At 42.2% G+C, this 14,100-nt stretch carries 8 protein-coding genes; 3 read left to right on the forward strand and 5 right to left on the reverse strand.

The window, feature by feature from the left end; genetic code table 11:
- Nucleotides 1–65 precede the first annotated feature (65 nt).
- Nucleotides 66–1,064 carry a hypothetical protein gene (locus CWD91_RS11290; RefSeq protein WP_103441065.1) on the forward strand — a complete coding sequence of 333 codons (999 nt, stop codon included), beginning with the start codon at nt 66–68 and terminating at the stop codon, nt 1,062–1,064.
- 107 nt (nt 1,065–1,171) lie between these two features.
- On the opposite strand, the gene CWD91_RS11295 is transcribed toward CWD91_RS11290, so the two are convergent.
- The 5 genes from CWD91_RS11295 to CWD91_RS11315 form a co-directional block, all read right to left on the reverse strand.
- Nucleotides 1,172–1,999 (reverse strand): glycerophosphodiester phosphodiesterase, encoded by an 828-nt coding sequence (locus CWD91_RS11295; RefSeq protein WP_103441066.1) that lies wholly within the window; start codon nt 1,997–1,999, stop codon nt 1,172–1,174.
- A 46-nt stretch (nt 2,000–2,045) separates the two neighbouring features.
- Nucleotides 2,046–4,175, reverse strand: a complete 2,130-nt coding sequence (locus tag CWD91_RS11300; protein WP_103441067.1) for a hypothetical protein — start codon at nt 4,173–4,175, stop codon at nt 2,046–2,048.
- A 10-nt stretch (nt 4,176–4,185) separates the two neighbouring features.
- Nucleotides 4,186–5,472 carry a DUF3748 domain-containing protein gene (locus CWD91_RS11305; RefSeq protein WP_205164632.1) on the reverse strand — a complete coding sequence of 429 codons (1,287 nt, stop codon included), beginning with the start codon at nt 5,470–5,472 and terminating at the stop codon, nt 4,186–4,188.
- 140 nt (nt 5,473–5,612) lie between these two features.
- On the reverse strand, nt 5,613–7,865 hold the full coding sequence (locus CWD91_RS11310; protein WP_103441068.1) for a hypothetical protein: 2,253 nt from the start codon (nt 7,863–7,865) through the stop codon (nt 5,613–5,615).
- A gap of 1,397 nt (nt 7,866–9,262) precedes the next feature.
- The gene (locus tag CWD91_RS11315) at nt 9,263–10,687 is read right to left on the reverse strand and encodes an L-serine ammonia-lyase (RefSeq protein ID WP_103441069.1); all 1,425 of its coding nucleotides are present in this window, start codon (nt 10,685–10,687) and stop codon (nt 9,263–9,265) included.
- Nucleotides 10,688–11,830: 1,143 nt separating this feature from the next.
- Here CWD91_RS11315 and CWD91_RS22690 point away from each other — a divergent pair.
- Together CWD91_RS22690 and dnaK are read left to right on the forward strand one after the other, a co-directional pair.
- A complete protein-coding gene (locus CWD91_RS22690) occupies nt 11,831–12,016 on the forward strand; it encodes a hypothetical protein (RefSeq protein ID WP_192877661.1) in 186 nt (61 codons plus the stop codon).
- An 89-nt stretch (nt 12,017–12,105) separates the two neighbouring features.
- Nucleotides 12,106–14,016 carry a molecular chaperone DnaK gene (gene dnaK, locus CWD91_RS11320; protein WP_103441070.1) on the forward strand — a complete coding sequence of 637 codons (1,911 nt, stop codon included), beginning with the start codon at nt 12,106–12,108 and terminating at the stop codon, nt 14,014–14,016.
- Nucleotides 14,017–14,100 lie beyond the last annotated feature (84 nt).

Here is a 14,100-nt window from a genome sequence, read left to right on the forward strand (position 1 = left end):
GGAATGTTTTATAGCTGTCAAAAAAAAGTATTGAAAACTGGGTGTTTAACCAATATAAAAAAACAATGAAAACTAAAATTGTATTACTAATTGCCGTGTTGGGTTTATTGTCTATATCTGCTATTAATTTGGTCAATGATATAGTCGCGAAATTGGGAATGGATGCCAAATATGCACATTATAGTATTATTGGCAATTTTGTTGGGAGATTTGATTCTGGTCCCATGAAAAATGGAGTTGGCCAAAATTCCTTTAAAGTACCTTATGCCAAATTGTTGCCTTCAATAATATCCGGGGATAAAACCGGGGCGGCGAAGGAGTTATGTGCCTACATCAAAACTTACATCAACAGTGAGGAATTTATAGCGTCATACAATGAGTTAAGGGAAGATGCCATGCCTTTAACCAACTCGAATGGCGTTGGCCTGACTTCCTTGAAAAAGGACCTAATAGTCATTAATTCAAATATTGAGAATTACCCTAATGACAAGGCCTATGTCGCAGAGCAGAAAAAACTAAGGGACGAGACCCAAGCTGGTATCAACGGTATTATGGAGGAATCCAAGAAACCATTTCCCAATAAGGAATTATGGGAACAGTCCTTTCCTGCCAATCCAGAAGTTTTGGTGAAAAGAAGATTGCAGGAATATTTGGCATTAGTTGGTACAGTTGATTTCGGCGCCAAACTTACTGAGCCGGATAATTATAAAATCCGAAAATTTGTAAATCCGGTCTATGAAAAGAAAAGTCCACAATGGAAGGCCTGCTATAGGGCAGGGAAGGAGGTAAACGATGTTTTTACCGGTTTTGTTAAGGAATGGCTCAATGGTGAAATTGTAGCCACTGTTAAAACAAAAATGTCTGTAAACAGTCCTGTTGCATCTAAAGAGGAAAAGAATACTGCCGCTACGCCAACAACCGCTGTAGCCGAAAACAGTAGCATAGAGGACAATAGCACAACCACAGCACCACAGGATAATTTAGGATCGGTTGAAGGCATAAAGGCCAAAAAATCATTGATAGGTAAAATAAAGGACAAGGCGAAGGCGGTGATCAAGGATTAATCCATTGGGATATAAGAATTTTTAAAGAAATAGCTAATTGCAAAGCGTATGCCAACTACAATTATTAGTGCATAGCAGGAAGAATATAAGGCAACGATGAATTGGGGTTATTGGGTTTTGGAAGCTGATATAAATCCAATCAACTTTTCCGGTTGATCGGTCTGTATGCCATCCACGCCAAGATTAAGAAGCATTTGCCATTGCTGTTCCCATTTCTGAGGGTCATCCTCCTCATCATCCACAAATACCTTTACCTTATTTGCATGTAGTTTTTTTACAAAGGATTTTGAAATATGGTCCATATCGGAGGCCATAATTATAGGAGCATAAGCGCTAAGTACCTTTCGGATATTTCTTTTTTTACCCGGATCTGGCATTATTAGGCATTCTGGACAATTAGTTTTAAAATCCACAAGTGCTTCGTGGTCCGCTGCGGAGATATACCAAACTATGGATTCTTGCATGCCATAATTTTTTATTATTGAGATCAAAGCCTTGGGGTCCGCTTCTTTTAGGTCCAAATATATGCCAATCTTTCCTTGGCACAGTGCTAGGATTTCCTCAAAGGTCGGTATTTTGGTGTTGCGCCACTTTTCGCCTATTTTTATTCCTATGTCAAGAGCACCTAATTGAGACAAGGTAAGGTCGCTTATCAGGCCTGATGCTCCTATAACATAGGCATCTATGGTAGCATTATGAACACTTACAAATTCGCCATCCTTGGTGGTCCTAACGTCAATTTCAACGAAATCACAGCCCAGATCTATGGCTTTCTGATATGCCGCTAGGGAATTTTCTGGAATCCCGTTATGTACTCCTCTATGCGCAATAACATAGGTATTGCCATTTTTTGGCCTGGAAATCCCATTCTGTGCATGACCATAGCCAAGGGCTAATAGGAATACGAGCAATACTATTTTTGGAAACCCAGGCATTTGAATAAATATTAAAAGTGCGTTAGTGTTACTCCTTTATGGTGTTCTAAGGTTTAATTAACTTGTGATAAGTGGCTAAATAATAGGGCAGGAGATAAAATGTACCCTCGTGCTCAGCGTATCCATTACCTTCGTTATCGTGGAGAACAGTGGCATCACGGTCCAATCTTACGTGGCCTCTTTCGTCTATTGGTAGTGCATAGGTGTCATTGCCCCAGCCCATACCTTTTGACTGGCCCGGTGTTGGGTCCAGCAAAATATCAAGACGGTGGGTATTGTCCATGTCATAGCCTATGAGATCTAAGGGAATTCGTTGTAAGGTTTCCGTCATGTATTGGGTATCCAAACTACTCTTGTAGTACCTCTTTATGGAAGCCTTGGCAAATAAGGGATTTTCAACAAATAATTCCTCGGGATTAAAAAAGCCTTCATCCACTTTTTTGGTAAAAAAGCCTGTCATGGCACCATAGAGGCCGTCCCAAAAGGCATTTTTCTGCTTGCTTATATGCAGCCAAGCATTCTCAAGGGCTATGCGGTACATAATTTGCCTTTCCGGATGCTGTTCATAATTTATAAGGCCATAAAGACTCATTAAACCAAGGTTGTTATCCCATGGAACCGCATTTTCCGGCGGAAAAAATTCTTTGGCATGCATGGCGTAGATATCGTAATTTTCCTCTTCACGAAGCTTTTCGGCCACTTCTTCATATTTTGGGTCTCCGGTTACATGGGTGGCAACGTTCAAAAAGGAAAGCATCATCATGGCATTTAAACCTCGTTGATCCCAGCCCCAAACGGAATTGAAATAATCCGGATCAAAACTCCCCCAACGGGTTGGTTTTCCATCATAATCCACCAGTTTGAAACCATGCCGAATAAGGTGGTCGGTAACATCCGAGACCACTTGTTTAACGGCATCTTTTTCTTCTTTGGTTTCGGCTACCAGATCATAGTAAATCCCGTAATAAAAATAATGTCCGGCCAGCTCATCCGAGCTGGTATCACATTTCCATCTATATTTTCCGTCTTCACTTAGTGGGAAACGGGGAAAAATATCTTTCCAAAAGGGATCGTTTGCCTGATTTCGGCGATTGTATTCCTTACTGTATTGCTCATTTACAGGTTCATGCCAATCCACAGGGATGATTACCCTTGCAGGAAATCCAGGCTCATAAGTGATGTCTACCAGCCATTTTAAGGCGTAAAAACTTCTATTGGCGAGTTCCCGGGCCTCTGGGTCTTTGGTAAGTGCGTACCTAAATGCTTGGGCTGCCCCGTACATGGCCGTATACTGACCGTCATTGTCCGAGATGGCCAATTTGCTGGTATCGATATTGAATTGTTCGGAAAGATGACTTTGACAAATAAAGCCGATCCTATTGTGTCTTTCCTCTACCTGATTTATAAAATGGGTAGCTTTATCGCCATAGGTCATTTCCTTGGAAATAATTTGGGCTAGCCCGTTTGGGGTAGCTATCCAAGCCGTGCCTTCCAAATCAACGGCAATATCATTTACATGGTTATCCGGTAACCATCTGCGGTTGGATCGGTAGAAAAATTCATCATTTTCTACCCTAAAGGCTCCATTTTCGGTACCAAACCAGACTTGTCCCGCTGGGCCCGAAGCTGCAGATGTAAAATGATTATAGGGTACTCCTTCCTTACCCGTATACAGTTTCCAGCTACCTTTGTTTAAGCGGCCAATGCCTGCCTTGGAACCGAACCACAGACGGTTATTGGAGTCCACGGTTAAGGCGGCAACGTCCTTCAAGGCCCAACTATAGTTCTCGTCAGAGGGGAGTTCCTGTCTCCATTTATTTTTTCCAGTTTTTACATAAAGTCCGTTTTCGCATCCAACGTAGGTGGTATCACCGTAAGTTGTCCAGCTCAGTACCTTACCGGTATCTTCAGGAAGACCTTTAAAAATAGGGGAGGAAGCAGATGTTGCGGCCCTATTATTGGAGGACCATTTAGAATCCTTCCATTCATATTGTCCATAAGAGGTTATGGCAGTTGGCGTATTGTTGGCTACTGATATGTGCTGGATATTTCCTGAGGGAAGCCCTTCGGCATTCGCATGAATAAAGGCTATGTCCTGATAAAACTTGGTTTCCTGTGCTGTGCTGCCAAAGGAAAAAGCAATGATAAAGGTTACTGATAATAGTATTGATCTCATGTTCGTCTGGTTAAAGTTCTATGACAAAAATCTGCATTGTTGGTGTTTCCCCATTGTTGGAAACCAAACGGTTATAGGCAATTTTACTTCCATCGTGCGACCAAACTGTATTTTTAGGTGGATTTTGCGTTGGTTTCGTCAAGACGGTATTTTTTCCGCCTTCGATATTTAACCCGATCAAAGAATTCTGCCAAACATAGAGGAGACGATGCTCTTTAGGATGCCAACGTATTCCACCTTGAACATCCGAGTCATGAAAGGTACGTTGTACGGGTTCGCCGCCCCAAGGGGAGATGGTGAATAACTGTTTTATGTTATGGTCATCTTGGGCCAAATAGGCTAGCATGCTTCCTCCATAAGAGGAACGGACAATACCTTCACACCCTGGGTACTTGTTATTGGTCGTATAGGTAAGCCTGCGTTGCTGGGTTCCTTTTGGAGGGGCTGGCATGGTGGTTTCTGTTCCTTCCAAAGCACCGTCTCCAGGAATGGTGATATCTTCCGGGATGTCCACGATATAAACTTCATCTACCTGCTCTCCTTCTTTGTTAGTGGTAGTCCCAATAAAGGCCCTTGCCCTTTGGGTAGCGCCATCGGATTTCAGGTAACCGGAATGTCCAACCCAACTATCTCCGGCCGCCCGGCTAATTTCATCGGACCCCGGATTTGGGTCTGGCACTACTTTTACTACGAGGGCACTGAACCATTCCCCGGAAAAATTTTCACCGTCGGGGGATTCGGCAACAGTTACCGGTTGATGATTTTTGGATACCCCAATGGTTCTTAGATTATGTGTTACCCCGGTTGAATCTTCGAGCTTCTTCATAATGGCATCGTTATAGGTATAGCCTATCCATTGTCCGTCCCCGCTATATTCGTGTCTGTGGGTTCCTCCTCTAAGTGCTCCTACTGTAAATGGAGGGGAGATGTCCCTGGCATCCATAAAAATGGGCTCTCCGGGATTGTCATCCTTTATAATTACTCCAGATCTACGCCATTGCTCGTAGGGTTTCTCTTCGGAACAATTCAATAGTCCATGTATAAAAACCACTTCGTTATTGGTATGGCTATAACTTACGGCACCAACACCCGGACCGTAGTCCTGGTTTTGCTCCAGTTGATATAGGACTACTTTTTTACCGGTTTTAAGATGTATCTTTTCTATTTTTCCATTACCGCCAATGCCACCTGCTTCGGTACGGGCGTCATAGACCAACCATTCATCATCTGGAGAAAAATTATCATTGCTGTCCAGATCATGGTTATAAGTTAGGTCTTGGGTTATTTGTTTTTCCATTTTAAAATTATTTTGTCCACAAGCACTAAATAGTATGGGAGTCACGAACAATAGGAGCATTGGTCTATTATCAAATTTTAACTTCATATGCTTTTTTGTAAAATCCATACTACTTACTTAGGTTGTTAATATTTTAAATTCTATTCTTTAGTTATTTTTTCAGGGGCACTGATAACCCCTAAATATCTTCCCATCCAATAGGGCAATAGCCAGATATCGCCGGCAGAAAACTCTTCAGAACCGTCCTTTGCGGAGTTTCTGTCCAATCTAAACATATTGGCATTGTGGCGTTGAACCGGTCTTTCGTCCGGTGGCAGCACTTCGCTAAGGGTCTGCTCCCTGAAATTAGGTTCCAGGAAGGTGAGATCTTTTCTATGACTGTTCATAATGTTCCATGATACCATATCCATTGGGTGTTCCCTAAGGTACCAGGCCGCCTCTTCCAAGTCGAACTCCTGAGTTCCAGTGAGGGCGGTCATAATATTCCATGCGCCTTCTTTTTCTGGTCGTTCAATTTCCCAGTGATCAATAATAGCTTCTTTGAATTTTGCTTTAAGGGTATCGTTAAAGGCATACTTATACAGACCCCAATACCCCACAAAGTACATTTCGTCATCGGAATGGTTCCAGGATTCGGACAACATCTTACTCCAATCATCAGCATCATCCGGAGCTTTGGCCACATCTTTCATAAGCCACATCAGGTTTTCAAAATAACCGTGATTATCCATCAGGTCAAAGGCCTTTTCCTTATATTTTTCCTTACCGGTAAAATGATAGGCTGTTTGCAACATGCCTATAATATTGGAAGCATTTATTTTTCTGTCGCCGACCATCTTTGGTCGGGCATTTACGTATTCTGGATTCCATCGGCCCCATGTGGTGGGTTTACCATCAAAATCTACCATATACATATCATTTCTTACAATATGGCTCATTAGGGTGTCTATCAGAACTATGGCCCGATCTTTAAGATCGTTGTCCATGATTTCGGCCATAGCGGCATAGGCGAAAATATGTCCAATGGCCTCATCACTACTGGTGGTAGATTTCCAATCCCATTCGGGGTCATCGGAAGGTTGCCATCTTTCTGGATCATGCAATCGCTCTTTATAGCCGCTGCGTTCAAATGATCTGGAAGGAAAGCCCGGTACATTATTAATACTGAACAACCTTTCCATGGCGTCCATGGACTCTCTACAGTTCTGAAGTGCGTCTTCGGATTTGGTCACCGCATAACGGAAAACCTCACCAGCTAGGTACATGGTAGTCCAAAGTCCGTCGTTATCGGAATCGGAAAGTCGCCCTGTATCAAAATTGCCATTGTCCATATCCACCAAGGTTGCATTAAAACCAAGTCGGATATGTCTATTGCGAACCTGTTTTTCATAATATTGGGCCTTGTCGAACAAGGTCATTTCCTCATATACTATTTGTCCCAGTCCCGCATCGGTCAATATTAGCATAGAACCATCTGTACCTTTGGATATGTGTACAACATTGTTGCTTGGCAACCAGCGTTTTCCATTATAGTAATTGAATTTACCATCTTTTTTGAGCATAAATACCCCTTTGGTGGATCCGAACCAGAGGTGGCCATCAATTTCCACAACATAGGTAATTTCTGTCCAGGGCAATTTGGTTTTCTTTTCCCCAATTTGCTTGCCAGTATTGGCATCCACTTCCAGATAACCATCCAAAGTAGTAAGGATCAATTTGTTTTCAAATAGGGCAAAAGAGGTAAAATTGCCTTTTTCAAAAACCGTTTTAAGCGTTTGGTCCCTAGGGTTGAAGGAAGCTATGGATTTTTCTCCCAATACCCAGAAGGTCTTGGTTTTTGGGTTGAATTTAATAGCTTTTACCTTGTCTTTGGCAAGGGCTCCCTTCCAGCTCTTCTTATTTTTGGAAACATATTGAAGCGCTACACCATCACTGATCAAAAAATTGAAATCGCTCCCGGGGGCAATAATATTTGCCTTAGGTAATTCGTGCTCAAGGTAAAGACTACCGGCCCATGCATTGCTGAGGACCGCCTTATCATCTAGGTATACAAATTGATCTTTAAAAAGGGTGATTGCCGTAATATTCCTATCGGCTATTGGGCGGTAGGTATTATCCTGTAAAAGGACCCCAGGATATAGGAATTGGCCATCGTGTGTACGCAATATGCCTTCAGATGAAGCCACTTGTATAACTTCATTCCGATCCATAAATACTTGGGACAACATAATTTTGTCCTCTTGTTTGTTGAATTTTATGCTGTAATCCTGTAGATAGGGAACATCCTTGTAAATGGGTTGCGATGCTGTTTTTGTTTCCGTTTTAGGGGCTTCTGAACAAGATATGGTGACCAAGACTAGGGTCCATATGAAATTTGGAAAACTTTTTCTCATGTAATTAATTATTATGGTTGCATTAAATGGGCAGTCTCTAAATATTATCATTAATAGGTATTCCTTCAGTGGGGTACTACAGCCCTCTACAAATAAACCTTATTTGAAGGTGTGGAACTTCCTATATTTTACATGATTTACATCATATATTGCCTTTAATATTCATTTCTTATTAATTTTTGAAATAAAGTGTTAGAATAATTGAAATTTGGGTTTTGGTGATCTATATCTAGAGACTAGAGACTAGAGACTAGAGACTAGAGCCAATAGCAAAGAGTGAAAATGAAAAAGACATAATCTAGAGCCAAGAGAAAAGAGAGGTTAATTTGAAAATGAGTCAATTTGATAATTTGAAAATGAATCAATGAGGAAATGGGTTAATGTGAAAATGGGTTAATGTGAAAATGTAACAATGAGTTAATGTAACAATTGGTTGATTTGGAAATGAGTTAATTTGAAAATGGGTTATTGTGGAAATGGGTGAATGTGAAAATTGATTAATGTGGAAATTTACCAATGAGTTAATGTAACAATTGGTTGATTTGGAAATGAGTTAATTTGAAAATGGGTTATTGTGGAAATGGGTGAATGTGGAAATGGATTAATGTGAAAATGAACCAATGGGTTAATGAAACAATTTGAAAATTTGGAAATCGGTTAATTTGGAAATAACTCAATGATCAAACTTTAGGATTACGACAAACAGGGCTCCTTCCCTTAACCAAGGGAAGGTGGATCCTCCGCCAAGTGGCGGCGGAGACGGAAGGGATTGAAAGCCCAGGCCCTTTTCGGGACTCCAGAAAACCGTCGGGAGAGAAGTCGCACACATCAGGCTTGAACTGCTTGTGCGATTTAGTTCATGGCATAATTATTTTAAGGATATACGTGAATCTATGGTTTTGTTTAGAGGTTAAGTGTTCAATTCATGTATGGGTTGAGCTACTTGTGTGATTTAGCTCATGGCATAATTATTTTAGGGGTATTCGTGAACCTTCGGTTTCTGATATTTATTCGAAATGACAGTTCGGCAATTTTCAACTTTGGACATTAAAATTGATAATTACTAATTGTTGATTGTTCATTGTAACAAGCAGATTGCTACGCTTCTCCTGCCTATCGGAAGGCAAGCTCGCAATGACGGTTTTAGTTCTGTCGTCAGTTCGAGTGAAATGGCGATAGCCATTTAGTATCGAGAACCGAGTGCTTCTCGATACAATTTTATTTCGCTGCGCTTCATAAAATCACCTGCCTGCCGGCAGGCAGGCTCGAAGAGACGGGCAAACGACCTTGAACTTTGAACTTTGACCATCAAACTTTCAACATAACGATTTCGTCTAGTTTCCAGGCTCTAGAATCTAGATTCTCAATACTCACTTCTCCTCACTCAATACTTGGTATCAACAGTCACTAAGGTATACCCCTACGGCGAGTCCGCCTTCCGAGGTTTCTTTGTATTTGGTGCTCATATCCTTGGCGGTTTCCCACATAGTGTTCACCACCTTGTCCAGCGGAACTTTAGCATTGGCGGGATCGGAGTCCAGCGCCAATTCAGCGGCATTGATGGCTTTTATGGCACCCATGCAATTTCTTTCTATACAGGGAATTTGTACCAAACCACCTATGGGATCACAGGTGAGGCCCAAATGATGCTCCATGGCAATTTCTGCCGCCACAAGCACTTGCTCGGGAGTACCGCCCATTAGTTCTGTCAGTGCGGCAGCTGCCATGGCAGAGGAAACCCCAATTTCGGCCTGACAACCACCCATGGCCGCAGAAATGGTAGCACCCTTTTTAAAAATACTGCCTATTTCACCTGCTACCAGGAGGAACTGTTTTATGTGCTCAAAAGTGGCTTCATGGTTTTCGATGACCATATAGTACATAAGGACTGCAGGGATTACCCCAGCACTGCCGTTGGTAGGGGCGGTGACCACACGTCCCAAGGAGGCGTTTACCTCATTGACACTTAGGGCAAAGCAACTTACCCATTTGAGAATGGAACGGAATTTAACTTCGGTCTGTCTAATGGTGAGCAACCATTCCTGTGGAGTGGAATAGGGGAGGTCCCCTTTTAATTTTATATGGGTATCGTATGCCCTTCTTCGTACATTTAGTCCACCAGGAAGGTTTCCTTCGGTATGGCACCCAATGTACATACACTCCAACATAGTATCCCAAATGTGGTGTAGTCCTTTATCTATTTCATCATCCGATCGTAGGGAACGTTCATTTACCAGCACCAATTGGGAAATGGATTTATTTTCTTTTTTGCAGGCGGCCAATAGGTCAACCCCTTTTTCTATAGGAAAGGGGAAGGATTTGAAAACTTCCAGTTTCTTTTTGGAACGCTTGAGTTCTTCCTTGACTACAAAGCCCCCACCAATGGAATAGTAGGTTTCCTTGATTGATTTGCCGTTGGATAGGCTAGCGGTAAAAGTGAGTCCATTGGCATGAAATGGTAAAAACTCCCTCTTAAAAACGATATCCAATTTAGGGTCGAAGGCAATTTCCAGGGAGTTGTTCAAAAGCAACTTCTTATTTTCTTGAATACCTTTTATAATACCACTTATGTTTTCAATGGGTATGGTTACCGGGTCGGCTCCGGAGAGGCCAAGCATAATGGCCAAGTCGGTGGCGTGACCCTTCCCGGTCAAGGAGAGGGAACCATAAACTTCTATTTGGATGTGGGTAACGGAAGGGAATACTTTTTTTTCCAGTAGTTCCCCAATAAAACGGTCGGCGGCACGCCATGGTCCCAAAGTATGGGAACTGGATGGGCCGACCCCGATTTTAAGCATATCGAAAACACTAATGCACTCCATTTACCAATAGGTTAAAATTCTTAGTAAATATAGGATTATCTATTGGGAAATGGATCAATTTGAAAGTGAGTTAATGTGGTAATTTGATAATTGGTTAATTTGAAAATGAGATAATTTGAAAATGTACCAATGTACCAATGTGGAAATCTATCGATGGATTAATGAATTAATTTGAAATTGAGGCCATGTGGTAATTTGAAAATTTACTAATGGGTTATTATTGAAAAAAGTATTTTAAGTAAAAATTTCGGCTCCTTCCCTTGGGCCTATTCTGAGCGGAGTCGAAGCATATGGGAAGGTGGATTCTCCGCCGGCAGCGGAGGAGACGGAAGGGATTGAGAGCCCAGGCTTAGGAATGGGATATAGGATAGCGTATAGGGTGAAACACCCCTAATCTCCAGGCAAAAGGCGGGAAAGGCTTTCTCAAGAGGGGAATATTTTTTTCGCCAAAAGTCCAACCTCTAGATTCTTACTACTCTTTTCAAACTTCGATTTCGACTACGCCTGCCTGCCGGCAGGCAGGCTCAATCTCCGTAAGGGCTTTCAACTTTCAACTTTTGAACATTTGACATAAACATTGTTTATTGCTAATTGTTAACTGTTCATTGGAATAGGCAGATTGCCGCGCTTCTCCTCCCTATCGGAAGGCAAGCCTCCCTAACGGCAGATAAACTCGCAATGACGGTTTTAAATCTTTCGTCAGTTCGAGTGAAATGGCGATAGCCATTTAGTATCGAGAACCGAGTGCTTCTCGATACAATTTTATTGCGCTGCGCTACATAAAATCACTCGAAGTGACGGGCGATAGGTATTTTGTATCGAGAACGATTTTTTGCACGCCTTCTACTTCTCGCTACAATTTTGCTCCAATTCGTTATGCAAAATCACCTGCCTGACGGCAGGCAGGCTCGAAGCGACGGGCGATAGGTATTTTGTATCGAGAACCGGATTTTGCACGTTGTTCACTTCTCGATACGATTTTGCTTCAATTCGTTATGCAAAATCACCTGCCTGCCGGCAGGCAGGCTCGAAGTGACGACTTTCAACATAAGCCTTATGTCTAGGTTCTAGCATCTAGGCTCTAGATTCCTTCTTCTCCTACGGAGTGAAGGGCATTCGACTTTGAACCTTGAACTTTGAACTTTGAACTTTCAACTAAAAAATGCATTAGTGATTGCAATGGATAGCTCCCAAGAGGGGACATTGAAATGGACACTATTGGGACTAGGAATGGAAAGCACGACCGCTTGGCATATTTTTGGCCAAGGGGGAATGCCCAAAAAAGCATATAAACCTGCAATTTTTGGTCAATTAAAGGGTTGGTTCTGACAGCTTGTCATATTTTTTGTCATGGCACAATCATTGACCTAATAGACGCGAGTGCTAAAAAGAATTTTGAAAACAGTAAATATATAAACATGAGTAAAATTATTGGAATAGATTTAGGAACAACAAACTCTTGTGTTTCCGTAATGGAGGGTAACGAAGCTGTTGTTATCCCAAACGCAGAAGGTAAGAGAACTACTCCATCTGTCATTGCTTTTGTAGAGGGTGGCGAAATTAAGGTTGGAGATCCTGCAAAAAGACAGGCCGTTACAAATCCCACCAAAACCATTTATTCCATAAAACGTTTTATGGGAAATAAATACTCTGAATCTACCAAGGAAGCCACAAGGGTACCTTATAAGGTAGTTAAGGGAGACAACGATACTCCTAGAGTAGATATAGATGGACGTTTGTATTCTCCACAGGAACTTTCGGCTATGATCCTTCAGAAAATGAAGAAAACTGCCGAGGATTACTTGGGACAAACGGTTACTAGAGCGGTAATTACCGTTCCTGCATACTTTAACGATGCACAAAGACAGGCTACAAAAGAGGCCGGTGAAATTGCCGGACTTACCGTAGAAAGAATTATAAACGAGCCTACCGCAGCCTCTTTGGCCTACGGGATGGACAAAAAAGACACGGATCAGAAAATAGTGGTTTTCGATTTTGGTGGAGGAACACATGATGTTTCCATCCTGGAATTGGGAGACGGTGTTTTTGAAGTATTGGCCACAGATGGGGATACCCACTTGGGTGGTGATGACGTGGATCAAAAGATAATCGACTGGTTGGCCGATGAGTTCAACAAAGAGGAAGGCATAGACCTACGTAAGGATGCTATGGCATTGCAACGTTTGAGAGAGGCTGCTGAAAAGGCAAAAATTGAGTTGTCGTCTTCTGCGCAGACTGAAATTAACCTTCCATACGTTACCGCTACGGCTTCAGGACCTAAGCATTTGGTGCGTACTTTGACCAAAGCCAAGTTTGAGCAATTGATCGATGATTTGGTAAAACGTACCATTGAGCCTTGTGCCACTGCCTTAAAAGCGGCTGGATTAAGCAAGAGCGATATAGACGAAATTATTTTGGTTGGTGGTTCTACAAGGATTCCTGCGGTACAGGATGCCGTTGAGAAGTTCTTTGGGAAGAAACCTTCCAAAGGTGTTAACCCTGATGAGGTAGTTGCAGTAGGTGCCGCTATACAAGGTGGGGTATTGACAGGAGATGTAAAAGACGTTCTTTTATTGGATGTTACGCCTTTGTCCCTAGGTATTGAAACTATGGGTAGCGTAATGACCAAATTGATAGACGCCAACACGACCATCCCTACAAAGAAATCGCAAGTATTCTCCACGGCAGCTGACAATCAGCCATCTGTTGAGATCCATGTATTGCAGGGAGAACGCCCAATGGCAAAGGATAACAAGACTATAGGACGTTTCCATTTGGATGGTATTCCACCAGCACAAAGAGGAACGCCACAGATCGAAGTTACCTTTGATATTGATGCCAATGGTATTATAAAAGTATCGGCTACCGATAAGGCTACCAACAAAACGCAGGACATTAGAATTGAAGCTTCTTCAGGATTGACAGAGGAAGAGATCAAAAAGATGAAAGCGGAAGCTGAAGCCAATGCAGAAGCTGATAAAGTAGCTAAGGAAACTGCCGATAAATTGAACGAGGCCGACGGAATGATCTTCCAGACTGAAAAGCAATTGAAAGAATTTGGCGAAAAATTGTCCGCTGATAAGAAGAAGCCTATTGAGGATGCCTTGGAAGAACTTAAAAAGGCCCATGAAGCCAAAGATTTGGCTTTGATTTCTCCAGCTTTGGATAAGATCAATGAGGCTTGGAAAGTAGCTTCTGAGGAAATATACAAAGCCCAGGCAGATGCACAACAAGGTGCACCGGCCGGTAGTGGAGATACAGCATCATCCAACGGAGAGGCCAAAGAAGCCGACAACGTGGAAGACGTAGATTTCGAGGAAGTGAAATAAGAACCTCAATTCATATATTAAAGACCCCCTTCAAGCAATTGAAGGGGGTTTTGTGTTTTATATGGGTGCAGCCAAGAGCCAAGA

The organism is Arenibacter hampyeongensis, assembly GCF_002909255.1.
GTDB classification, from domain to species: domain Bacteria; phylum Bacteroidota; class Bacteroidia; order Flavobacteriales; family Flavobacteriaceae; genus Arenibacter; species Arenibacter hampyeongensis.